The sequence below is a fragment of the Bradyrhizobium barranii subsp. barranii genome, from assembly GCF_017565645.3.
GTDB lineage: Bacteria > Pseudomonadota > Alphaproteobacteria > Rhizobiales > Xanthobacteraceae > Bradyrhizobium > Bradyrhizobium barranii.
In genome coordinates, this window is record NZ_CP086136.1 from 4,010,340 (window position 1) to 4,034,538 (window position 24,199).

Genomic DNA, 24,199 nt, shown 5'->3' on the forward strand with positions numbered 1-24,199 from the left:
AAGCTGCTTGGCTGGAAAAACGGCGCAAGACCGCGTTATGCTGCGCGCGCCGGCACGCCCCTCAAGCTACGATCCCCAGCCTCACCAAAAAATTCAAGAAACCAGGAACCCGCTGATGCGTATCGTCACTGTTGCTGCCGCCCAGATGGGCCCGATCCAGAAGGCCGACAGCCGCGAGGCCGTGGTCAGGCGCATGATCGCGCTGATGGACGAGGCGAAAGCCAAAGGCGCCGACCTGATCGTCTATCCGGAACTGGCACTGACGACGTTCTTTCCGCGCTGGTATTCGGAGGACCGGGCCGAGTTCGATACCTGGTTCGAGCGTGAGATGCCGAATGCGGCGACCAAGCCGTTGTTCGAGCGTGCGGCGCAGCATCAGATGGCGATGAATTTCGGCTACGCCGAGCTGACGCCGGACGGGCACCACTTCAACACCGCGATCCTGACCGACAAGTCCGGCAAGATCGTCGGCAAATATCGCAAGGTCCATTTGCCGGGCCATGTGGACTACGACACCAAGCGGTCGCACCAGCATCTGGAGAAGCGATATTTCGAGCCGGGCGATCTCGGATTCAACGTCTGGCGCGAGCTGGGCGGCATCATCGGCATGGCCATCTGCAACGACCGGCGCTGGCCCGAGACCTATCGCGTCATGGGCCTGCAGGGCGTCGAGATGGTGCTGATCGGCTACAACACGCCGTCGGTGAATGCGGAGAAGAGCGAGGAGGGCGTCGAGAAGCGCCTGTTCCACAACCGCCTCTCGGTGCAGGCCGGCGCCTATCAGAACGCGACCTGGGTGGTCGCGGTGGCCAAGGCGGGCGTCGAGGACGGCCATCCGCTGTTCAGCGGCAGCCTGATCGTCGATCCCGATGGCGAGATCGTCGCCGAGGCCAAGACGGAGGGCGACGAGGTCCTGGTTCACGCCTGCGACCTCGACGCCACCACCTTCGGCAAGACCACGATCTTCAATTTTGCCCAGCATCGCCGCATCGAGCATTACGGCCTGATCACCAGCCAGACCGGCGCGGTGCCGCCGCCGGAGAAATGACGCCGATGGCAGGCAACAGTACATCCGGCATTTCCCTGCGCGAGCTCGATCCGCGCGATCGCTACAAGCTGCTTTGCGGCGTGGTCGTGCCGCGGCCGATCGCGCTGGTAACGACGCTGGACGCGAACGGAGCGGTGAATGCCGCGCCCTTCAGCTTCTTCAATGTCTTCTCCGAAAGCCCCGCGCTGATCGTGCTCGGGCTCCAGCACAAGCCGGATCACAGCCCGAAGGATACGACCCGCAACATCCATCGTGACGGCGAGTTCGTCGTTCACATGGTGGATGAGGCGCTGTCTGCCGCGATGAATGATTGCGCGGTCGATTTTCCCTCTGGTGACAGCGAGGTCGCGGCGACCGGGCTTGCGACGCTTCCCTCAGTTGACGTGAAGGTGCCGCGCCTTGCGGTTGCACCATTTGCTCTCGAATGCCGCCGTCACGTCGTGCTGAAGTTCTCGCCCGATCGCGAACTGCTGGTCGGTGAGGTGCTCAGGGTTCATGCCCGGGAGGGCCTCGTCGACGAGGCCAACATGTATGTCGATCTCGATGCCTACCGGCCGATCGGCCGCATGTTCGGCAATCTCTACACTACGCAGCGGGATACGTTTGCGCTTGCGCGCGAGAGCCATTCGCAATGGCTCGCACGCCAGGACGGCAAAGAGCTGAAGGACGCCTAGTGAGCCGAGAACTGCACCGTACCCAGCGCCATGGTGACGGCCGCCTGTGTCGGGTCGATCACCGGAATGCCAAGCGCGTCTTCCAGCGGACGGCGGTGGCGCGCCATGCCGGCGCAGCCCATCACGATGGCGCGGGCGCCATCCTCGTCGCGCAGCGCGCGGCCGACCTCGATCATCTTCGCGAGCGTACCTTCGCCGGATGCGGTTTCGGCAACGCTCATGTTGAGGGGGCGCTCGCCCGCGAGGCGCTCCGTCAGGCCCATCTGCCTGAGATAGCGCATGTGGCGCGGGATCGAACGCTGGGCGATCGCGATGACGCCGAAGGTTTCGGCACGCGCGAGCGCAGTCAGCACGCCGCACTCGGCGATGCCGAATACCGGCCGATCGGTGCCTTCGCGGCAGACCTGAAGCCCGGGATCGCTGTAGCAGGCGATGACAAACGCAGCCGAGCTGTTGTCGCCTTCGACCAGCCGGCGCAGCGGCATCGCAACGCCGTCGACATCGGCCTGGCTTTCAATGCCGAACGGACCCTCGGCCAGCGACTGGCAGACCAGTTCCGGGCCACCCTCGAAACCGAGCGGCTTCAGCGCCTCCTCCAGCCCTTGCGTGACCGCAGGGTTGGAATTCGGATTGATGACGAGAATGCGCGGCCGGGGCATGTTGGTCTTCCCTTGAAATGGCGATCACGTAGCTCAGGCATACCATGGAGTGCCTCATGACTGAACCCACATACGACGTGATCATCCGCGGCGGCCGCGTCGCCACCACGACCGACGTGTTCGAGGCCGATGTCGCGATCTCCGGTGAGACCATCGCAGCGATCGGCCGCGGGCTTCCGGCGGCGAAACGCGAGATCGACGCACGCGGCAAGCTGGCGCTGCCCGGCGGCGTCGACAGCCATGCGCATATCGAGCAGCTGTCCGCGGCCGGCATCATGAATGCCGACACCTTCGAGAGCGCGACCGTCTCCGCCGCTTTCGGCGGCACCACCACGGTAATTCCGTTCGCTGCCCAGCATGTCGGCATGAAGCTGCCGCAGGTGGTGGAGGATTATCACGCGCTGGCCAAGAAGGGCGCCGTGATCGACTACGCCTTCCACATGATCATTGCGGATGCGACCAAGGAGACGGTCGAGGAGGACATTCCAGCGCTGGTGAAGCAGGGCCATGGCTCGATCAAGATCTTCATGACCTATGACCGGCTCAAGGTCGACGACGAGCCGTTGCTCGACATTCTCTTGGCCGCACGCCAGTCCGGCGCGATGTTGTGCGCCCATGCCGAAAATCACGGCATCATCGCCTGGATGGTGAAGCGGCTGCTCGCGCGCGGCTACACCATGCCGAAATATCACGCCGTCAGCCACGCCCGCGTCTCGGAAGCGGAAGCCTTTACGCGACTGATCGGCATGGCGGCGCTGATCGACCAGCCCATCATGATCTTCCATGTGTCCACGGCCGAAGGCGCGAAGGTGATCCGCGATTCGCGCGGGCAGGGGTTGAAGGTCTTCGCCGAGACCTGTCCGCAATATCTGTTCCTCACGGCAAACGATCTCGACAAGCCTGGCGCCGAGGGGGCCAAGTGGATGTGCAGCCCGCCGCCGCGCACGCATGCGGATCAGGAGGCGCTGTGGCAGGCGCTGTCGCTCGGCGATCTCCAGACCATCTCGTCCGATCATGCGCCCTATCGCTACGACGAGACCGGCAAGCTGCGCGCCGGCCCCAATCCGAACTTCAAGCAGGTGGCCAACGGCCTGCCGGGCCTGGAACTGCGGCTGCCGCTGCTGTTCGACGCGATGGTGTCGAAGGGGCGGCTCGGCCTTGAAAAGTTCGTCGAATTGACTTCGACCGCGCCGGCAAAAATCTACAATCTGCATCCGCGCAAGGGCTCGATCGCGGTCGGCGCCGATGCCGATATCGCGATCTGGGATCCTAATCGCGAGACTGTGATCGCCGACGAGATGATGCACGACCTCGCCGGCTACACGCCGTTCGCGGGCCGCAAGCTGAAGGGCTGGCCGGTTAGCGTTCTCTCGCGCGGCCGGGTGATCATCGACGGCAACAGGTGTCTTGCGGACGCCGGCAGCGGAAAATTCCTGGCGCGCAGCGGCGGCGAGGCGGCAAAGCCCACCGGCCGGCTCGTTGCCGACATGGATCCGGAGCGGAATTTCGGGGCAAAGCTACTGTGATGGTGGATCGCGCGCGATGAAGATCGTCATCTTCGGCGGCACCGGCTTTGTCGGCCTCAATCTTGCCGAGGTGCTGCTCGCGCGCGGGCATGACGTGACGCTGTATGACCGCGCAGAGTTGCCGCCATCAGCGCGGCGAACTCTCGCGGATTACGGCGCACGGCTCAACGCCGTGCAGGGCGATATCACCGACGCAGACGCCATCGACGCCCTCATTGCTGCGGGCTGCGATGCGATCGTGCTGGGCGCCGCGGTGACGGCCGGCGATGAACTCGAGCGAGCGTCGACCGCGCGCGTTCTCGAGATCAATGTGATGGCGCAAATCCCGATCCTGCTCGCGGCGATCCGTCATGGCGTTCGCCGTGTCGTCAATCTGTCGTCGGCCTCGGCTTATGGCGCATCCGGTGGGCGGGTCGAGATTCTGGACGAGGAGACGCGCTGCCATCCCATCTCGTTCTATGCGATCAGCAAGTTCACCTCGGAGCGCTCTGTCGCTCGCCATGCCGAACTCTTTGGCGGCGATTTCCTGAGCGTGCGGTTGACTGCGGTGTTCGGGCCGTGGGAGCGACCCGGTTCAGTGCGCGATACACCGAGCCTCCAGTATCAGATCCTGGCCGCATTCGCTCGCGGTGAGCCGGCGATCATGCCGGGGCCGGGTATGCGAGACTGGACCTACGCGCCGGACGCTGCCGAAGCGGTCGCGATTCTGGTCGAGGCCGAGCGCCCTCGTCACCAGCTGTACAACATTTCGAACGGCGGGGCGTGGCCCGCATTGCAATGGGGCGAGGCGTTCGCGGCGTTGCATCCCGGCCTGGAGTGCCGGCTCGCGGCACCCGGAGAAAAGACCGCCATAAAGCTGCACGGGCCGGCTCGCGCGCCGCTCGCGGTGAACCGGATGGCGGACGAATTCGGCTGGCGCGCGCGGTTCGGCTGTGCCGAGTCCGCCGCGGCGATGAGCGCCTGGTTGACCCAGCACAAGGAGTGGATCTGAGATGCGGCTGCAAGGGCGCACGGCCATCATCACGGGAGCAGCTTCGGGCATTGGCCGTGCCAGCGCAAAGCTGTTTGCGGAGGAGGGCGCGCAGCTTGCTTTGGTCGATCGCGATGCCGCCGGCCTCCAGGAGACGCTGAGTCTGGTCGGCGAGGCAACGACGCATGTCGGCGATGTCGGTGACGCCGGTTTCGCGGAGACCGTTGTCAGCGATGTCGTGGCGCGGCTCGGCCGGCTCGATATTCTGATGACCGCGGCGGGCTTCTCCTGCGGTGGCACGGTGCTGACGACGACCCTGGAAGACTGGGACGCGGTGTTCCGCGCCAATGTCGGGGGCACGTGGCTGTGGGCGCGCGCGGCGGTGCCGCAGATGCAGCAGCAGAAGAGCGGCTCGATCATCACGCTGGCGTCGCAGCTTGCGATCGCCGGCGGCAAGGGCAACAGTGCCTATATCGCCGCCAAGGGTGCGATCGTCAGCCTGACGCGCACCATGGCGGTCGATTTCGCGACCGACGGCATCCGTGTCAACGCGATTGCGCCCGGCGCAATCGACACGCCGATGCTGCGCCGCAGCTTTGCCCGCCACGCCAATTCGGACGAGGTGCGCGAAGCCTCCCGCAATCGCCACGCCATGAAGCGGTTCGGTGAGGCGGAAGAGATCGCGCAGACCGCGCTGCATCTCGCCAGTGATGCGTCTTCGTTCACGACCGGCACCGTGATGGTGGTTGACGGAGGCTGGCTCGCGGCATGAGCGACGCGCTGGCAAAGCTTGAAGCGACCGTGCGCGCCGATCTCGCGATGATCGCGCATCCCGGCGCTGCCTGGCTCGAGCCGAAGACGGGGCCGGATGGCAAGCCCGCGCTCGATGTTCTCATCATCGGCGCCGGCCAGTCCGGTATCGCCATCGGCTTCGGCCTGATGCGCTCGCGCGTCAGCAACATCCTGCTGCTCGACAAGGCCGAGGAGGGGAAGGAGGGCCCGTGGCTCAGCTATGCCCGCATGCCGACGCTGCGCAGCCCGAAAGATTACACTGGCCCGGACCTCGATATTCCCAGCCTGACCTATCAGTCCTGGCACGAAGCCCGTTTCGGCAAGGAGAGCTGGCAGGAGCTGAATCTGATCCTGAGAGAGCATTGGGCGGACTATCTGCTCTGGCTGCGACGCACGATCGGTCTGCCCGTGCGCAACGGCTGCGAACTTCTGGAGATTGCGCCTGCGTCAGGCGGTCTGCTCGCCGCGCGTGTGAGACGCGCCGATGGCGTCGGGACGCTCTATGCCCGCAAGATCGTGCTGGCGACGGGGCAGGAGGGCATGGGCGACTGGATGATTCCCGAGCCCCTGCGCGATCTGCCGGCAGATTCGGTCGCAACTGTTGCCGACGACATCGACTTCGAAAGCCTGCGCGGCAAGCGCGTCGCGGTGATCGGCGCCGGCGCGTCCGCCTTCGACAATGCAGCGACCGCGCTGGAGGCAGGCGCGGCGGAGGTGCATCTGCTCTGCCGCCGCGCTCAGATCCAGGTGATCCAGCCCTATCGCTGGCTCACCTTTCGCGGCTTCCTGCGCCATCTCAGCGATCTCGACGATGCCTGGCGCTGGCGCTTCATGCGCAAAATCCTCGAAATGCGCGAGGGATTTCCGCAGCCGACTTACGACCGCTGCGCGCGTCACGCCAATTTCACACTGCACGAAGGCGCGCCGGTCGAGGGCACCAGGCAAACCGATGGCGGTGTCGAATTGCACACGCCACGCGGCGCCATCACCGCGGATTTCGTCATTTGCGGCACCGGCATCGACATGAACTTCGCCGGCCGCGGCGAGCTCGCCAAATTTGCCGGCAATATCGCGACCTGGGCCGATCGCTATCAGCCGCCTTCGAGCGAGCACAACGCGCGGCTCGGCCGCTTTCCCTATCTCGCTGACGATTACGCCTTCACCGAGCGTGCGTCAGGCGAGACGCCGTGGATCTCCGACATCCATCTGTTCGCCATTGCCTCCACCATGAGTTTTGGTCCGTCGGGATCGTCGATCAATGCGATGACGACCGCCATTCCCAAGCTGGTCAATGGCCTGACGCGCGGCTTGTTTCGCGCCGATGTTGAACGCCACTGGGCTTCGCTCAGCGCCTACGACGTGCCGCAGGCCGTGGTTGCGCGGCCCGCGCGAACAATGGAGGAATCGCGATGATCATCCATGCACCGCCGCGACGAAGCGCCTCTGCGGGATTGGCGCGCAACTTGCTTCTTTCTTGACCTGCCTTGCTGGCGTTCTTGCCGAAATTTTGGGGAAAACGAATGCGTTTTGTGTCTTTCAGGCCCGCGGCCTCAGTCCTCGCCACCACTGCGCTGTTGCTCATTGCCACCGCGCCTTCGAAGGCACAGACCAGGGCGGAGACGTTGCGCTACGTCACGGGATCAGCGGTCAACACGCTCGATCCCAACATCCCCGGATCGACGCGCGAATCCTTCGCGCTGAGCATGAGCACCTACGATCGGCTGGTGGCGTTCGGCCGCAAGCAGCTCAACGGCAAATGGGTGTTCGATCTCGACACGATCACCGGCGAGCTCGCCGAATCCTACGATGTCAGCCCCGATGGACTGAAGCTGACCTTCCGCCTGCGCAAGGACGCCAAGTTCCAGGATGGCTCGCCCGTCACGGCCGAGGACGTGAAATGGTCGCTCGATCGCTGCGTCACCGCGCCGATCCTCGGCAAGGCCCAGCTCCTGACGGGTTCGTTGACGTCGGCGGACCAGTTCAAGGTGATCGATCCCCTCACCATCGAGGTGACGCTGCCGAAACCCGACAAGCTCGCGCTGCCCAATCTCGCCACCGTCTATCCCCTGGATCATCAACTCGAAGGTGGCAAAAGAGCACGCGACGCCGGATGATCCCTGGGCCACCGCATGGCTGAAGGAGCACACCGCCGGCAGCGGTGCTTATGTGGTCGAGACCTTCAAGCCGGGCGAGCAGGTCATCCTCAAGCGCGACGAGACCTGGAACCGCGGTTCGGCCAACAAGCCCGCATTCTTCAAGCGCGTGATTATTCAGTCCGTGCCGGAGCCGGCGACCCGCGCCAATCTCGTCGAGCGCGGCGATGCCGACCTCGTCGTCGATCTCCAGGCCAGCGACGTGCAGTCGCTCGAGGCCAAGGGCAAGCTCAAGGTGGTCTCGACCCCGCAGTACAATGCGATCACCTATGTCTCGATGAACAACCAGATGCCGCCCTTCGACAACGTCAATGTCCGCCGTGCCATCGCTTACGCGCTGCCCTATGACGACATGTTCAAGGCCGCCCAGTTCGGCCGCGGCGCGACCTGGCCGGACGGCAAGCCGCTGAACGGCATCTATCCTTTCCAGCAGCCCGTGAAGGTCGACCTCGACAAGGCAAGGGAATATCTCAAGGCGGCCGGGCTCCCCGAGGGTTTCTCGACTACCTTCAGCTTCAACGTCGGCCAGTCCTCGACCGCGGAGCCGATGGCCGCGCTGGTGAAGGAGTCACTCGGCAAGATCGGGATCAAGGTCGACATCCAGAAGCTGCCGGACGCGCAGATGTCCACGCAGATCAACGAGAAGAAGCTTCCCTTCTACACCGAGGGCATCGTAGCGTGGCTGCCGTCGACCGATTATTTCTACCGCAACTTCTACACCGGCAATCAGCGCTGGAATTACAGCTCGATCAACAACCCGGATCTTGCCGCAATCGCGCAGGAGGCGCGTTTCGAGCCGGACAAGGCCAAGTATGAGGACGCCGGCCGCAAGCTCAACGCGATGCATGTCGATCTGATGCCGCAGATCATGCTGTGGCAGCCGAACCAGGATGCGGTGATGGCGTCGTCGGTCGAAGGCTACACCTACGAGTTCCACCGCCAGGTCGACTATCGCGACGTCAGCCGCAAGTGACATCGGACAACGAGAGGAGCTCTCAGAGGTGACGACCGGTCTTGGTGCAACCATGGTGCGGGCGGGCAGGCGGCTTCTGTCGTCGCTGCCAGCGCTGTTCGGTGTGCTGGTGTTCACCTTTCTGCTGATGCGCGTGCTGCCCGGTGACCCCGCGGTGTTCTTCGCCTCGGGGCCGAATGCCGGCAAGGAGGAGATCGAGCAGATCCGCAAGCAGATGGGGCTCGACAGGTCGGTGCCGGAGCAGCTCGTGTTCTATCTCTCTGACATCGGCCACGGCAATCTCGGCCGCTCCATGATGACGGGACAGCCGGTGCTGAAGGACCTGCGCGAACGGCTGCCGGCTTCGCTGGAGCTCACCTTCACGGCGCTCCTGATCGCGCTGATCGCGGCGGTACCGCTCGGCGTTGTCGCAGCCTTGAAGCCCGGCTCGATCGTCGATCACGGCGTGCGGCTGTTCTGCGCGCTCGGCGTCTGCGTGCCGACTTTCGTCTCGGGCCTGCTGTTGATCTATGTCTTCTACTACCTGCTCGGGCTCGCGCCTGATCCGACCGGGCGGATCGACGTGTTCACTTCGCTGCCGCCGCAACGGACCGGGTTCCTGTCGATCGATTTCCTGCTGGCGGGAGATATCGAGGGCTGGTGGGCGGCCTGCAAGCAGTTGATTCTGCCGGCGGTGAGCATGGCGCTGTTCGTGATCGCGCCGCTGGCGCGGATCACGCGGGCCTCGATGCTGGTCTCGCTCGGCAGCGATTTCGTCCGCACCGCGCGCTCGGTCGGATTGTCCTGGCACAAGGTGGTCGTCACTTATGCGCTGCGGAACGCGATCCTGCCCGTCATCACCATCGCCGGCATCGTGTTCTCGACCATGCTGGGCGCCAATGTCCTGGTGGAGAAGGTGTTCTCCTGGCCGGGCGTCGCTTCCTACGCGCTCGATGCGCTCTTATCCTCCGACTATGCGCCGGTGCAGGGTTTCGTGCTGCTGATGGCCAGCCTGTTCGTGCTGGTCAATCTCGTGGTCGACATCTGCTACGGCATCGCCGATCCCAGGGTGTCAATCGAATGACCAGCGCAACTCTCCGCCATTCGGTCTGGATTCTGCGCGGCAATCCGCTCACCGCCGTTGCCGCGGCCGGCGTTGCGCTGTTCGTCCTGATTGCGATCTTCGGGCCTTGGATCGTGCCCTATGATCCCGTGGTCTCCAATGTCTCGGAGGCGCTTTTGCCGCCGAGCGCGGCCCATCTCGCCGGCACCGACCAGCTCGGCCGCGATGTGTTCAGCCGCCTCATCATCGCCGCGCGCCTCGATCTTGCCATTGCGGTTTCCGCGGTCGGCATCTCCTTCGTGATCGGCGCCGTCGTCGGCGCGTTCTGCGGCTATGCCGGCGGCAAGCTCGACCGTGGCGTCGGCCGCTTCGTCGATGTGATGATGGCCTTTCCGCTGTTCGTGCTGGCGATGGCGATGGTTGCCGCCCTGGGCAACCGGATTGAGAACATCGTGATCGCGACTGCGATCATCAATCTTCCGTTCTACATCCGCTTCGCACGCGCCGAGGTCAACGTTCGCCGCAATGTCGGCTGGGTTGAAGCCGCGCGCGCCTGCGGCGAGAGCCATTTCTCGGTGGTGCTGCGCTTCCTGCTGCCGAACATCCTGCCGGCGATGGCGGTGCAGATCTCGCTCAATCTCGGCTGGGCCATTCTCAATGCCGCCGGCCTGTCCTTCATCGGTCTCGGCGTCAAGCCGCCGACGCCGGAATGGGGCATCATGGTCGCGGAAGGGGCACGCTTCATCTCGACCGGGCGATGGTGGCTGGTGGCGTTTCCGGGCCTTGCGCTGATGATGGCCGTGCTGTGCTTCAATCTTCTCGGTGACGGGATGCGGGACATTCTCGACCCGCGGATGCGCACATGAGCGAGGAGCTGCTAGGGATCAACGACCTCCACGTCTCGTTCTCGACGCGGCGTGGCATGGTCGAGGCCGTGCGCGGCGTGACGCTCTCGGTCGAGAAGGGCGAGATGCTCGGCCTCGTCGGCGAGAGCGGCTCGGGCAAGTCGGTCACCGGCTTCGCGACCACGCGGCTGCTCGATGCGGCCGGGCGCGTCACCGGCGGCAAGATCCTGTTTCGCGGGCAGGACGTCACAAAACTCAGGGGCGATGATCTTCGTCAGCTCCAGGGCGCCGCGATGTCGATGATCTTCCAGAATCCGCGGGCCGCGCTCAACCCGATCCGCGCGATCGGCCTGCAGATCGCGGATGCGATCCTCACGCATAAGAAGATATCGAAGGACGCCGCAGGCGCCGAGGCGCTCGAGCTGCTGCGCGCTGTCCAGATCCGCGACCCCGAGACGCGGATGAACGCTTATCCGCATGAGCTGTCCGGCGGCATGTGCCAGCGCGTGATGATCGCGATCGCGATTTCCTGCAATCCCGCGCTGCTGATCGCCGACGAGCCGACCACCGGCCTCGACGTCACGACCCAGAAGGTGGTGATGGATCTGCTCGCAGACATTGCCGCCGCGCGCGGCATGGCGACGATCCTGATCACGCACGATCTCGGTCTCGCGGCGCGCTATTGCCGCCGCATCGCCGTGATGGAGCGCGGCCGCATCGTCGAGGAAGCGAGCCCCAAAAAGCTCTTCAGCGCACCGCAGCACGCCTATACCCGCCGCCTCGTTGCGGCATCGCCGACCGCGACGTCGCGGATCGAGGATCTCGTGACGGAGGAGGAGCGGGAACGGCATGCGACGATCGTCAGCAAGCCAAGGCAGGAGCTCCCGCACGGGACGCCACCGCTCCTCGAGGTGCGCAAGCTCGCCAAGCGTTTTGACCAGGGCTCCGCGGCGGTCGCGGATTTCTCGATGACGATGGCCGGCGGCGAGAGCGTCGGGCTCGTTGGCGAGTCCGGCTCCGGCAAGAGCACGACGTCGCGGATGATCTGCCGTCTTATCGATCCGAGCGAAGGCGATATCGTGTTCGACGGGCAGTCGATCGGCCACGTCGCCTCGCGCGACTTTCACCGTTCGCCCTTGCGCAAAGACATCCAGATGGTCTTCCAGGACCCGAACGAGAGCCTCAACCCGCGCTTCACGGCGTTCGACTGCATCGCCCATCCCTTGATGCGGCTCGACGGCATGCGTACGGGCGATGCGCTGCGCAAGCGGGTGGAGGAGTGCGCCGAGCGGGTGGGCTTGCCGCTCGATCTGCTGCCGCGCTTTCCGCACCAGCTCTCCGGCGGCCAGAAGGCCCGCGTCGGCATCGCCCGCGCCATCGCCTGCCGGCCGCGGCTCCTGGTGCTGGACGAGCCGACCGCCGCGCTCGACGTTTCGGTGCAGGCGGTGGTGCTGCAACTGCTCGACCGTTTGCGCCGCGAGAACGACATCGCGCTGCTGTTCGTCAGCCACGATCTCAATGTTGTGCGCATGCTCTGCGACCGCACCATCGTGCTGCGCAATGGCGGCATCGTGGAGCAGGGGGAGAGCCGGGCGCTGTTCGACAATCCCAAGACCGACTACACGCGCAAGCTGGTCGAGGCGATTCCGCATATCGAGACCGGACCGGCACTGGCGGCCGCGCTTTGACGCCTGAACCGGTCGTAATCCAGATGAGATCCCGCTGGCGAAGGCCCGGTTAGTGGCATACCATTTGCACGCCAATGGGTTCTGGTTTCACCTGCCTTTGGCCAACGATGGCCGGCATCACGGCACTACTGGGAGGATTTCATGGATCGCAGGACCGTATTGAAGGGACTGGCCGGCGCGGGCGGTCTGGCATTGTCGGGCGGCCTCTCGGCCCCGGCGATCGCACAAGGCGCCTCTGCGCGCACCCTGCGCTTCGTGCCGCAAGCCAACCTCGCCAATTTCGATCCCATCTGGGGCACGCAATATGTCGTGCGCAACGCGGCGGCGCTGGTCTGGGACACGCTCTACGGCGTCGATGCCAAGCTCCAGCCGCAGCGTCAAATGGTCGAGTCCGAGGAGACCACCGACGACGGTAAGACCTGGACCTTCAAGCTGCGCCCGGGTCTCAAGTTCCATGACGGCGAGCCGGTGCTGAGCAAGGACGTTGTCGCGAGCCTGTCGCGCTGGGCCGCGCGCGATCCAATGGGTCTGATGATCCTCGCTATCCAGCAGGAATTGACGCCGGTCGACGACCGCACCTTCAAATGGGTCCTGAAGCAGCCTTTCCCGAAAATGTTGTACGCGCTGGCCAAGAACAACGCGCCGTGCTCCTTCATCATGCCCGAGCGCATCGCGAAGACCGATCCGTTCAAGCAGATCACCGAATATGTCGGCTCGGGTCCGATGAAGTTCGCCAAGAGCGAATGGGTGCCCGGCGCCAAGTCGGTGTTCGAGAAGTTCACCGATTACGTGCCGCGACAGGAGAAGGCGTCGTGGCTTGCCGGCGGCAAGAACATCCTGGTCGATCGCGTCGAGTGGCTGGTGATGCCGGATCCGGCCACCGCTGCGGCCGCCTTGCAGAACGGTGAGGTCGACTGGTGGGAGAACCCGATCTCCGATCTCGTGCCCGTGCTGAAGAAGAACAAGAACATCAGCGTCGATATCGGCGATCCCCTCGGCAATATCGGCTCATTCCGGATGAACCATCTGCACCCACCCTTCAACAATGTGAAGGCGCGGCGCGCGGTGCTGATGGCGTTGAGCCAGGAAGACTATATGCGTGCGCTGGTCGGCGACGACGATACGTTGTGGAAGCCGCTGCCCGGCTTTTTTACGCCGGACACACCGCTCTACACCGAGTTGGGCGGCGAGATCCTGAAAGGAAAGCGCGATTTGGATGCGGCCAAGAAGCTGCTCGCCGAGAGCGGCTATTCCGGCCAGCCGGTCACATGCGTGGTCGCGCAGGACCAGTCGATCACGAAGGCGCAGGGCGACGTCACCGCGGATCTGCTCAAGAAGCTCGGCATGAATGTCGATTTCGTCGCGACCGATTGGGGCACGGTGGGCGCGCGCCGCGCGATGAAGACACCGCCGGGGCAGGGCGGCTGGAATATGTTCCACAGCTGGCACGCCGGCGCCGATTGCATCAATCCGGCCGCCTACACCGCCATCCGCGCCAATGGCGACAAGGCCTGGTTCGGCTGGCCCAACAGCCCGAATACCGAGAAGGAGATCACGGCCTGGTTCGACGCCAAGAATCTCGAGGAAGAGAAGGCCGCGATCGGGCAGGTCAACAAGGCGGCGCTCGAGGATGTCGTCTACGCGCCGACCGGCTTCTTCCTGACCTACACGGCATGGCGCAAGAACGTCTCCGGCATCACCAAGGGGCCGCTGCCGTTCTTCTGGAACGTGTCGAAATCCGCATGATGGTACGCTGAAGCCAGATGCTCTCTTACATCCTCCGTCGCATCGTCTCGACCTTGCCGGTGATGGCAATCGTCGCGCTGTTCGTGTTCAGCCTGCTCTATATCGCGCCGGGTGATCCCGCCGTGGTGATCGCAGGCGATCAGGCGAGCCCGGAGGATGTGGAGCGCATTCGCCAGGGCCTCGGCCTCGACCGGCCCTTCCTGATCCAGTTCGGGAGCTGGGTCTGGCGCATCCTGCACGGCGATCTCGGCACCTCGATCTTCACCAACCTTCCGGTCTCCGCGATGATCGGACAGCGTCTCGGACCGACGCTGTCGCTGATGACCGTCACGTTGCTGCTCACCATCGTGGTCGCCGTGCCGCTCGGCGTGGTGGCGGCATGGAAGGCCGGCAGCTTCATCGACCGCGCCATCATGGCGTTCGCCGTGTTCGGCTTTTCGCTGCCCGTGTTCGTCGTCGGCTATGTCCTTGCCTACGTCTTCGCGCTGGAGCTCGAATGGCTTCCCGTGCAGGGCTACACGCCGCTCACGGAGGGCTTCTGGCCGTGGCTGCCAAACCTGATCTTGCCGTCGATCGCGCTGGGCTGCGTCTACATCGCGCTGATCGCGCGCATCACGCGTGCCACCATGCTCGAAGTCCTGCAGCAGGACTATATCCGCACCGCGCGCGCCAAGGGCCTCGGGCAGGGCGGCATCCTCTTCGTTCACGCGCTGAAGAATGCCGCGGTCCCGATCGTGACCGTGATCGGGATCGGCATCGCGCTCCTGATCGGCGGAGCGGTCGTCACGGAAAGCGTGTTCGCGATCCCCGGCCTCGGCCGGCTCACGATCGACGCGATCCTGCGCCGCGACTATCCCGTCATCCAGGGCATCGTGCTTCTGTTCAGCTTCGTCTACGTCCTCGTCAATCTGATGATCGACGTCGTCTACACGCTCGTTGACCCGAGGATCCGCTATTGACCGATACGACCGTCAATCCGCAAGCGCTGCCGGCGGGCTTCGTTCTCGCGCCGCAACTGCCTGAAATCCTGCGGCCGGTCAGGATCCGGCGCGGCTTCATCGGCCTCTTGCGCGGCCATCCCACGGTCGCGATCGGCGGCGCGCTGCTGCTGACGCTCGTTCTGATCGCGATCTTCGCGCCCTATCTCGGGACGGTCGATCCGACGGCACTTGCGCCCGCCAAGCGCACGCGGGCGCCGTCGGCCGCTTTCTGGTTCGGCAGCGACGTGCTCGGCCGCGACATCTATTCGCGCGTGCTCTTTGGCGCGCGGGTCTCGCTCACGGTCGGTCTGTCGGTTGCGATCCTCGCATCTGCGGCGGGCCTCGCCATCGGCATCGTCTCCGGCTTCATCCGCTGGGCCGACGGCATCTTGATGCGCTTCATGGACGGCCTGATGTCGATCCCGCCGATCCTGCTTGCGATCGCGCTGATGGCGTTGACGCGCGGCAGCGTCGGCAACGTCATCCTGGCCATCACCATCGCCGAGATCCCGCGGGTTTCCCGTCTTGTCCGTAGCGTGGTGCTGTCGCTGCGCGAGCAGCCCTATGTGGACGCCGCGGTCGCCTGCGGCACGCGCACGCCGATGATCATCCTGCGCCACATCCTGCCCAACACGCTGGCGCCGATGCTGGTCCAGGCGACTTACATCTGCGCCAGCGCCATGATCACGGAGGCGATCCTGTCCTTCATCGGGGCCGGCACGCCGCCGACCATTCCGTCCTGGGGCAACATCATGGCCGAGGGCCGCGCGCTGTGGCAGGTCAAGCCCTACATCGTGTTCTTCCCGGCGGCATTCCTCTCCGTCACCGTGCTCGCCGTGAACCTGCTCGGCGACGGCCTTCGCGATGCGCTCGATCCGCGCATGGCCAAGAGCCTGTGATGTCGAGGGGTTGATCGCGATGGCGTTGCTCGAAGTCGAGAACCTCCAGACCCACTTTCGCACGCCCGGCGGCATCAACCGTGCGGTCGACGGCGTGTCCTTTCATGTCAACGAAGGCGAGACGCTCGCCATCGTCGGCGAATCCGGCTGCGGCAAGTCGGTGACCTCGATGTCACTGATGCGGCTGATTCCGGAGCCGCCGGGCAGGATCGCAGGCGCTGTCCGCTTTGCGGGCAGGGACCTGCTGCAACTGTCCGATCGCGAGATGCGTGCCATCCGCGGCAATGACATCTCGATGATCTTTCAGGAGCCGATGACGAGCCTCAACCCGGTTCTGACGGTCGGCCGCCAGATCCGCGAGACGCTGATGATCCATCAGGGCCTGGACAAGCAGGCGGCCGAGGCGCATGCGATCGAGATGCTGACGCTGGTCGGCATTCCCGAGCCGAAGCGGCGCGTGCGCGAATATCCGCATCAGCTTTCCGGCGGCATGCGCCAGCGGGTGATGATCGCGATCGCGCTGGCCTGCAATCCAAAACTCCTGATCGCGGACGAGCCGACCACGGCGCTCGACGTGACCATCCAGGCGCAGATCCTGAAGCTGATGCTCGATCTCAAGCGCCGGGTCGGCGCGGCGATCATCCTGATCACCCACGACCTCGGTGTGGTCGCCGAGATCGCCGAACGGTCATGGTGATGTATGCTGGCCGCAAGGTCGAGGAGGCGCCGGTGGCCGAGCTGTTCCGCTCACCCCGTCATCCCTATACGCAGGGCCTGCTCGGTGCGGTGCCCCGGCTCGGCTCCTCGCTAACAGGCACCGCGAGACGGCTGGCCGAAATCCCGGGGCAGGTGCCTGATCTGCGCAAGCCCATCATTGGCTGCGTCTTTGCCGGCCGCTGCGCGCTCGCGACCGATCTTTGCCGCCAATATGCGCCTGGGCTCGAAGAGAAGGCGCCTCGCCACGTCGCCGCCTGCCACTACGCCGCCAAGGGGGCCATCGCGGCATGAGTCCTCCGCTGCTCCAGGTCAACGACCTCAAGAAGCATTTTCCGGTCAAAAAGGGCCTGTTCGGCCGCAAGTCCGAATATGTCTATGCCGTCGACGGTGTGTCGTTCGAGATCGCGAAGGGCGAAACGCTGTCGCTGGTCGGCGAGTCCGGCTGCGGCAAGTCCACGGTCGGCCGCGCCATCCTTCGGCTGTTCGACATCACGGCGGGCCAGGTGATTCTCGATGGCCAGCGCATCGACGACGCGCATCCGAGCACGATGCGCCAGATGCGCCGCCGCGTGCAGGTGGTGTTCCAGGATCCGTTCTCGAGCCTCAATCCGCGCATGCGCGTGCGCGACATCCTGGCCGAGCCGATCCGCAATTTCGGCCTCGCCAAATCCGCCATCGATCTCGAAACCCGCGTGACGGCGCTGATGGATACCGTTCGGCTGCCGCGCGAGGCGCTCAACCGCCGGCCGCACGAATTCTCCGGCGGCCAGCGCCAGCGCATCGGTATCGCGCGGGCGCTCGCCGCCGAGCCCGAGCTGATCGTCTGCGACGAGGCGGTCTCGGCGCTCGACGTCTCGGTCAAGGCGCAGATCGTCAATCTCTTGCAAGATCTTCAGCGCGAGTTCGGCCTGGCGCTGCTGTTCATCAGCCATGACCTCGCCATCGTCGAGCACATGACCCACCGCGTCGCGGTAATGTATCTCGGCAAGATCGTCGAAGTGGCGCCGCGCCGCGAGATTTTTGCCGCGCCAAGGCATCCCTACACCAAGGCGTTGCTCTCCGCGGTCCCGTTGCCCGAGCCCGGCGCCCAGCGCAATCCCATCATCCTCAAGGGGGACGTGCCGAGCCCGGTCAACCCGCCGAGCGGGTGCCGCTTCCACACCCGTTGCCCATACGTCTTCGATCGCTGCCTGACGGAGGAGCCGACGCTGCGTTCGACCGGACCCGAGCAATGGGTGGCCTGTCACCTCGAAGAGGCGCCGTAGGCCTTCAGCCCTGGCGGCGCAGGAAGCCCGTGATGGTGACTTTCTCCCAGATGCCGGCTGCGGCGAAGGGATCGGCGCGGTTGAAGGCTTCGACCTCGGCGCGGCCGGGCGCCTCGATCAGGAACAGGCTGCCGATCATGCTCGCGCCGTCGTCGGAGACCAGCGGCCCCGACATCACGATCTTGACGCCGAAGCGCGAGGTGTCGCTCAGGAAGGCCTTGTGAGCGTCGTAATTGGCGAGCCGGGTCGGCAGCGCACCGGCACGGTCGATAGCGTGAATGGCGAACAGCATGGTGTCTCCGTTTCTTGGCGTCGTTCTTGGGACGGCCGCTAGAGCGGCCGTCCGGACTTGACGTTATTGGTTAGTCTACTTGGCGCCGAGCTTGCCGGCGTCCTCGAAGGTCGGGCAGGTCCGCTGCTCCAGCGGCACGTCGAACGGCTGGTAATTGTCCTTGGTGATGACGGTCGGCTTCAGCACGATCTCGGAAATGACAGGCTGGTTACGCAAGCTGCGGATCGCCATCATGGTGCCGAGGCACCCTTGCGCAAATCCGTTGTAGTCGCCGCTGGCGAGCAGCTTGCCGGACTTGATCGCGTCGATCGCCTCCTTGGTGCCGTTGATACCGATCACCTGGGCCTTGCGGTTGGCGCCGTCGAGCGCCTCGATCGCGCCGACCGCCATGGCGTCGTTGGCGGCGAGCACGCCGTCGATCTGCGGGTTCGACTGCATCAGGTTTTCCATGACCTGGAGCGCCTGCAGCCGCTGGTAGTTGCCGGGCTGCGAGGCCAGCAGCTTGGCGCCCGAATTCTCCTTCAGCGCGTCGTTGAAGCCCCGGACGCGATCGACATTGGTCAGCGAGCCCTTGACGCCCTCGATGATGACGATGTTGCCCTTGCCGCCCAGCGTCTTGAGCAGGAAGCGTGCGGTTTCGAGTCCGAGGCTGTAATCGTCGGCGCCGACGAAGGAGAGGAACTTGCCGCCGGCGGAGCGGTCGGTGATGTTGACGACGGGGATTTTTGCCTCGTTGATCTTCTCGACGCCCGGCACCATCGCCTTGTAGTCGACCGGCGTGAACACGATCGCGCTCGGCTTCTTCACCACGACGTCCTCGATCTGGCTGAGCTGCTCGGGGATCGAGTCCGGCTTGGTCGGGATGTACTGCAGCGTCTTCGCGTTCAGCGCTTTCGCCATGTTGTCGGCACCGACCCGCACCGTCTGGAAGAACGGATTGGTCTGGTTCTTGGTGAACACGGCGATAGTCTCGCCGTCGGCGCGCGCTTGCGTGGCGAACGCGGCCGCCATCAGCAGCGGCAGCGCCAAATAACCCAGTGTCTGTTTCATGTAGCCTCCATCCCTCATTTTGCTTGTTGGATTTCTAAGAGCTCATTGCGCGCGGCGGCGGGTCTTCATGTCGAGCCAGACCGCGAGAATGACGATGATGCCGGTGACGAGCGGCTGCCAGTTGGCGCTGACCGACAACAGGTTCATGCCGTTCAGCACCAGCGTCAGGATCAGCGCGCCGATGAAGGTGCCGAACACGGTGCCGACCCCTCCGAACAGCGAGGTGCCGCCGATCAGCACGGCTGCGATCGCCGGCAGCGTCAGGCTTTCGCCGATGTCGGCTTCGGCCGAATTGAGCCGCGACAGGAAGATGATCGAGGCCAGGCCCGCCATGGTGCCTGATACCGCGTAGACCAGCAGCAATCGCCGCGCGACGGGAATGCCGGAGAGGCGGGCGGCGACCGGATTGGCGCCGATCGCGTAGATCTCCTGGCCCCAGATCGTCCGCTGCGCAAACAGCGTCCCGATCCCGAGAAACACCAGCAGCAGGTAGACCGGAATCGGCAGGCCGAACAGATAGCCGCTGCCGATCTGGCGGAAGCCCGCCGGGAAGCCGTGCAGGGTTTCGCCCGCCATGTACCAGTAGGTGAGGCCGTTCAGCACCCAGAGCATGCCATAGGTGGCGATGAAGGAGGGGATGCGCAGCGCGGTGACCATGATGCCGTTGAGCAGGCCAACGATGCCGCCGCAGGCGAGCCCCGTGAGGATGCCGAGCGCCGGCGAGCCGGTCTTGTGGATCACGGTGCCGGCGATGCAGGCGGACAGCGCGACATTGGCGCCGACGGAGAGATCGAGGCCGGCGGTGAGCACGACCAGCGTCAGGCCGGACGCGATGAAGAAGGTCAGGCTCGCTTGTCTCAGCACGTTGAGGATATTGCCGAGGCTCAGGAAGGAGTCGCTGAGCACGGCGAGCACCGCGCAGATCAGCAGCGCCGCGAGCAGGCGATAGAACACCTGGATCGCGTCCTGCGACAGGAACGAGCGGGGCGGCGAGAGGGCCTCTTTGGAAATGTCGGTCATGCGCGGCTCCGGAGGCCGTCGAGGAAGAGGGCGACGATGACGAGGACGCCGACGCTTGCGACCTGCACCGAAGAGGGCATCGAGATCAGGTTGAGCCCGTTGCGAAGCACGCCGACCGCGATCACGCCGAGCAGGGTGCCGAGCAACCAGCCATTGCCGCGCTCGAACGAGGTACCGCCGACCGCGACCGCGGCGATGGCGTCGAATTCGAGACCGAGGCCCGCGGTCGGATGACCTGAATTCATGCGTGCGGTCATCAGCAGGCCGGCGATGCCGGCCATGGCGCCGCCGATCGCGTAGACCGCGATCAGCAGCTTGTTCGGCGAGAGGCCGGCATAGCGCAGTGCCTCGCGGTTGCCGCCGAGTGCGAAGATGTAGGTGCCGAAGCGGGTGTGGTAGAGCAGTCCGTGGAAGGCCGCATAGGTCACCAGCGCCATCACGATCGGCACGGGCACGCCCAGAAGCGTCGCCGAATAGATGTCGCGCACGCTGTGGGGGATGCCGACCACGCTCTGGCCGTCGCTGACGATCAGCGACAGGCCTTGCGCCATGCCGAGCGTGCCGAGCGTCGCGACGAAGGGCGGGATGCCAAGGATCGCAACCAGCCAGCCGTTGGCGATGCCGAAGGCTGCTCCCACCAGCAAACCGGCTCCAAGGCCCAGCAGCATCGACTTGGTTGCGAGCGACACGATGGCGACGCAGAGCGAGGTCAGCGTCAGCACCGCGCCCATCGACAAATCCAGCCCCTCGGTCATGATGATCAAGGTCATCGGCAGCGCCAGCATGGTCAGGATGGTCGACTGCACGAGCACGTTGGAGAGGTTGGCGACCGACAGGAAGCCGGGCGCGATCGCGCTGAACAGGGCGATCAGCAGCACCAAGACGATGGCAACGCCGGGAATGCGCTGCAGGGGATTGGGTTGTGAGACGACCGCGGCTTCACGCATGATGCATCCCCAGTCGCACGATGTTCTCCTCGGTCAGTTCGTTGCGTGTCAGGTGTCCGGCGATGCGGCCCTCGCGCATCACATAGGCGCGGTCGCAGACGTGGCAGATCTCGACCTGCTCGGACGAGATCATCAAGGCCGCCGCGCCTTCGGCGACCAGCCGGTCGATCAGCGCAAAGATCTCGGACTTGGCGCCGATGTCGATGCCCCGCGTCGGCTCGTCGAAGATGAAGAGCTTTGAGCCGGCCGCCAGCCACTTGCCGATCACGACCTTCTGCTGGTTGCCGCCGGAGAGCAGGCCGACAATCTGGCGCGCGCTTGGCGTTGCGATGCGGAGCTGCCGGATCAGGCCGTCGGACGTGCGCTGCGCGCTGCGCTGGTCGAACAGGCCGCTCGGGAACAGTTTTCGCAGCGCCGACACCACCAGATTGTCACTCACCGAGCGCAGCAGAGCGAGGCCCTCGCTCTTGCGGCTCTCCGGGATCAGCGCGATGCCGCGGCGGGCGGCAAGGTCGGGCTCGCCGGAGATGGCCTTGCCGTCGAAAATGATCTCGCCTGATGTCACGGCATCGGCGCCGAAGATGGCGCGGGCGACCTCGCTGCGGCCGGAACCGACCAGGCCGCACAGGCCGACGATCTCGCCCCGGCGCACCTCGATGTTGATATCGGAGATGCCGGTCGACGAGCTCAAACCCTTGACCTCGAGCAGCAGCTCGCCGGGCTTGTCGGCAAAATTGCGCGGATAGGTCATGTCCACGTTGCGGCCGACCATCATGCGGACGAGCTGGTCCGGCGTGACGTCGGCGGGGCGAACGCCGTCGATGCGACGGCCGTCGCGCATCACCGTGATGCGGTCGCCGAGCGCGAACACCTCGGCCATGCGATGCGAGATATAGACGATGGACACGCCGTCGGCCTTCAGCCGCGCGATCAGCGCGAACAGCAGCTCGGTCTCGCGGTCGGACAGCGCCGCCGTCGGTTCGTCCATGACCAGGATGCGCGCGTTCTGGCTGATCGCCTTCGCGATCTCGACCATCTGCTGCTGCGCTACCCCTAACTTGTCGACGGTGGTGGAGGGATCGATCTCGAACCCGATCGTGCAGAGCACGCGCCTGGCGTCGGCCAGGATCTTGCGGCGGTCGATGGTGCCGGGAATGCGCCCCTTCGGCTCGCGGCCGAGGAAGATGTTCTGGGCGATATCGAGATGGGGGACCAGCGAGAATTCCTGGAAGATCACGGCAATGCCGAGCTTCTGCGCATCCGCGGTCGAGGAGATCGCGACCTTGTCGCCCTTGTAGTAGAACTCGCCAGCATCGGCGCGGTAGGCGCCGCACAGCACCTTCATCAGGCTCGACTTGCCGGCGCCGTTCTCCCCCAACAGCATATGGACTTCGCCGGGGAAGACGGCAAAGGAAACATCATCCAGCGCCTTGACGCCGGGAAACTCCTTGCTGATGCCGCGCAGCTCCAGCAGAGGCGCGGGTGAGGCGGGCTCGATGGCCAATGCGGCGCTGCTCATGCGTGCACTCCGCTCGCAAAGATCTTTCCGGGATTCATCAGTCCATCAGGATCGAGCGTGGTCTTGATCGACTTCATCACGTCGACGGCCTCGCCGAGCTCATCAGTGAGATAATCGATCTTGCCGAGCCCGATGCCGTGCTCGCCGGTGCAGGTGCCGTCCATCGCGATGGCGCGAGCGACCATGCGGGCCTGCAGCGCCTTGGCGCCCTCGGCCTCATCCGGCTTCGCCGGGTCGATCAGGATCAGCATGTGGAAATTGCCGTCGCCGACATGGCCGACGATCGGGGCGGTAAAACCGTGCTCGTCGGCGTCGCGCCGGGTCTCGGTCAGGCATTCGGCCAGCCGCGAGATCGGCACGCAGACATCGGTGATCACGGCGCGCGCGCCGGGCCGCAAGCCCAGACCCGCATAGAGCGTGTTGTCGCGGGCGTGCCAGAGCCTGCTGCGGTCCTCCTGCGCCTTCGCCCAGGCAAAGCCATGGCCGCCATGGTCGGCCGCGATCGCCTGCGCGGCTTCGGCCTGCTCGGCAACTGAGGTCTCGGAGCCGTGGAATTCGAAGAACAAAGTGGGGGCCTCGCGATAGCCGAGCTTCGCGTAGGCATTGATGCCGCGCATCATGACGTCGTCGAGCAGCTCGATGCGTGCCACGGGGATCGCGGACTGGATCACGGAGATCGCGGTGTCCACGGCATCGTGCAGGGTGTCGAAGCTGCAGACCGCAGCCGAGATCGCCTGCGGCACGGGATGCACCTTCAATGTGACTTCGGTGATGATTCCAAGCGTGCCTTCAGCGCCGACGAACATCCGCGTCAGGTCATAGCCGGCGGCTGATTTGCGCGCGCGCCTGGCGGTGCGGATCACGCGCCCGTCGGCCAGCACCACCTCCAGCGCCATAACGTTGTCCTTCATGGTGCCGTAGCGCACCGCCATGGTGCCGGAGGCACGCGTGGAGGTCATGCCGCCGATCGAGGCGTCGGCGCCGGGGTCGATCGGAAAGAAAAGTCCGGTGCCGCGCAGCTCGGCATTGAGCTGTTTTCGGGTGATGCCCGGCTGCACCACGACGTCCATGTCGCTGTCATGCACCGTCAGCACCTTGTTCATGCGCGCGAAGTCGAAGCAGACGCCGCCCGCGACCGCGGCCGCATTGCCTTCGAGCGAGGTGCCCGCGCCGAACGGAACGATCGGCATGCCCGCGCTGGCGCAGAGCTTTACGATCTCCGCGACCTCCTGCGTGGTTTCGGGGAAGACGACGATGTCGGGCGGTAAATTGCGATAGTGCGATTCGCTCTGCCCGTGCTGATCGAGCACGCCGCGCGCAACGCTCGCGCGCGGGCCGATCATGCCGGTGAGGCGATCGGCCAATATGCTCGTGCTGACCCGCGGTCCCATCCT

20 protein-coding genes and 2 pseudogenes are annotated in these 24,199 nt (G+C 65.1%); 15 read left to right on the forward strand and 7 right to left on the reverse strand.

The features are described 5' to 3' along the window. Positions 1-115: 115 nt before the first annotated feature. Positions 116-1,048 carry an N-carbamoyl-D-amino-acid hydrolase gene (locus J4G43_RS18905; protein WP_208085913.1) on the forward strand — a complete coding sequence of 311 codons (933 nt, stop codon included), beginning with the start codon at positions 116-118 and terminating at the stop codon, positions 1,046-1,048. Next, a complete protein-coding gene (locus tag J4G43_RS18910) occupies positions 1,045-1,722 on the forward strand; it encodes a flavin reductase family protein (protein ID WP_208085914.1) in 678 nt (225 codons plus the stop codon). The genes J4G43_RS18905 and J4G43_RS18910 overlap by 4 nt, the downstream gene beginning before the upstream one ends. Here the strand turns inward: J4G43_RS18910 and J4G43_RS18915 are convergent. Next, positions 1,719-2,381, reverse strand: coding sequence for an aspartate/glutamate racemase family protein (locus J4G43_RS18915; protein ID WP_135215859.1), 663 nt, complete (start codon positions 2,379-2,381; stop codon positions 1,719-1,721). The two genes, J4G43_RS18910 and J4G43_RS18915, sit on opposite strands and share 4 nt — an antisense overlap. Positions 2,382-2,437: 56 nt before the next feature. On the opposite strand from J4G43_RS18915, the gene hydA reads away from it, so the two are divergent. From hydA to J4G43_RS18980, 13 genes and pseudogenes are all read left to right on the forward strand, one after another. Then, a complete protein-coding gene (hydA, locus tag J4G43_RS18920; RefSeq protein WP_208085915.1) occupies positions 2,438-3,907 on the forward strand; it encodes a dihydropyrimidinase in 1,470 nt (489 codons plus the stop codon). Between the two features lie 16 nt (positions 3,908-3,923). Next, positions 3,924-4,898: an NAD-dependent epimerase/dehydratase family protein gene (locus tag J4G43_RS18925; RefSeq protein ID WP_208085916.1), complete on the forward strand. Its 975-nt coding sequence runs from the start codon at positions 3,924-3,926 to the stop codon at positions 4,896-4,898. Between the two features lies 1 nt (position 4,899). After that, positions 4,900-5,649 (forward strand): SDR family oxidoreductase, encoded by a 750-nt coding sequence (locus J4G43_RS18930; protein WP_135215856.1) that lies wholly within the window; start codon positions 4,900-4,902, stop codon positions 5,647-5,649. Continuing rightward, on the forward strand, positions 5,646-7,082 hold the full coding sequence (locus J4G43_RS18935) for an NAD(P)-binding domain-containing protein (protein WP_208085917.1): 1,437 nt from the start codon (positions 5,646-5,648) through the stop codon (positions 7,080-7,082). The genes J4G43_RS18930 and J4G43_RS18935 overlap by 4 nt, the downstream gene beginning before the upstream one ends. 107 nt (positions 7,083-7,189) lie before the next feature. Continuing rightward, a pseudogene (locus J4G43_RS18940) lies at positions 7,190-8,795 on the forward strand (ABC transporter substrate-binding protein). 28 nt (positions 8,796-8,823) lie between these two features. Further along, positions 8,824-9,858: an ABC transporter permease gene (locus J4G43_RS18945; RefSeq protein ID WP_063984406.1), complete on the forward strand. Its 1,035-nt coding sequence runs from the start codon at positions 8,824-8,826 to the stop codon at positions 9,856-9,858. Next, positions 9,855-10,703 (forward strand): ABC transporter permease, encoded by an 849-nt coding sequence (locus J4G43_RS18950; RefSeq protein ID WP_008131147.1) that lies wholly within the window; start codon positions 9,855-9,857, stop codon positions 10,701-10,703. Before J4G43_RS18945 ends, J4G43_RS18950 begins: the two co-directional genes overlap by 4 nt. Further along, positions 10,700-12,370, forward strand: a complete 1,671-nt coding sequence (nikE, locus tag J4G43_RS18955) for a nickel ABC transporter ATP-binding protein NikE (RefSeq protein ID WP_208085918.1) — start codon at positions 10,700-10,702, stop codon at positions 12,368-12,370. Before J4G43_RS18950 ends, nikE begins: the two co-directional genes overlap by 4 nt. 141 nt (positions 12,371-12,511) lie before the next feature. Further along, positions 12,512-14,116 (forward strand): ABC transporter substrate-binding protein, encoded by a 1,605-nt coding sequence (locus J4G43_RS18960; RefSeq protein ID WP_208085919.1) that lies wholly within the window; start codon positions 12,512-12,514, stop codon positions 14,114-14,116. 17 nt (positions 14,117-14,133) lie between these two features. Continuing rightward, complete coding sequence (locus J4G43_RS18965; RefSeq protein ID WP_208085920.1) at positions 14,134-15,075, forward strand: ABC transporter permease; 942 nt, start codon at positions 14,134-14,136, stop codon at positions 15,073-15,075. Beyond that, complete coding sequence (locus J4G43_RS18970; protein ID WP_135215851.1) at positions 15,072-15,995, forward strand: ABC transporter permease; 924 nt, start codon at positions 15,072-15,074, stop codon at positions 15,993-15,995. Before J4G43_RS18965 ends, J4G43_RS18970 begins: the two co-directional genes overlap by 4 nt. Positions 15,996-16,014: 19 nt before the next feature. Continuing rightward, positions 16,015-17,003: pseudogene (locus J4G43_RS18975) on the forward strand (ABC transporter ATP-binding protein). Beyond that, positions 17,000-17,977: an ABC transporter ATP-binding protein gene (locus tag J4G43_RS18980; protein WP_208085921.1), complete on the forward strand. Its 978-nt coding sequence runs from the start codon at positions 17,000-17,002 to the stop codon at positions 17,975-17,977. Before J4G43_RS18975 ends, J4G43_RS18980 begins: the two are co-directional and overlap by 4 nt. Before the next feature lie 4 nt (positions 17,978-17,981). Here the strand turns inward: J4G43_RS18980 and J4G43_RS18985 are convergent, their stop codons facing one another. The 6 genes from J4G43_RS18985 to J4G43_RS19010 all read right to left on the reverse strand — a co-directional run bounded on the left by J4G43_RS18985 (position 17,982) and on the right by J4G43_RS19010 (position 24,196). Beyond that, complete coding sequence (locus tag J4G43_RS18985; protein ID WP_208085922.1) at positions 17,982-18,269, reverse strand: YciI family protein; 288 nt, start codon at positions 18,267-18,269, stop codon at positions 17,982-17,984. A gap of 75 nt (positions 18,270-18,344) precedes the next feature. Further along, positions 18,345-19,319: a sugar ABC transporter substrate-binding protein gene (locus J4G43_RS18990; RefSeq protein WP_208085923.1), complete on the reverse strand. Its 975-nt coding sequence runs from the start codon at positions 19,317-19,319 to the stop codon at positions 18,345-18,347. A gap of 42 nt (positions 19,320-19,361) precedes the next feature. Then, positions 19,362-20,339 (reverse strand): ABC transporter permease, encoded by a 978-nt coding sequence (locus J4G43_RS18995; RefSeq protein WP_014496503.1) that lies wholly within the window; start codon positions 20,337-20,339, stop codon positions 19,362-19,364. Beyond that, entirely contained in the window at positions 20,336-21,286 is a 951-nt protein-coding gene (locus J4G43_RS19000) for an ABC transporter permease (protein WP_208085924.1), read from the reverse strand. Before J4G43_RS19000 ends, J4G43_RS18995 begins: the two co-directional genes overlap by 4 nt. After that, positions 21,279-22,805: a sugar ABC transporter ATP-binding protein gene (locus J4G43_RS19005; protein ID WP_208085925.1), complete on the reverse strand. Its 1,527-nt coding sequence runs from the start codon at positions 22,803-22,805 to the stop codon at positions 21,279-21,281. Before J4G43_RS19005 ends, J4G43_RS19000 begins: the two co-directional genes overlap by 8 nt. Further along, positions 22,802-24,196: an FAD-linked oxidase C-terminal domain-containing protein gene (locus J4G43_RS19010; RefSeq protein ID WP_208085926.1), complete on the reverse strand. Its 1,395-nt coding sequence runs from the start codon at positions 24,194-24,196 to the stop codon at positions 22,802-22,804. The genes J4G43_RS19005 and J4G43_RS19010 overlap by 4 nt, the downstream gene beginning before the upstream one ends. Positions 24,197-24,199: the final 3 nt, after the last annotated feature.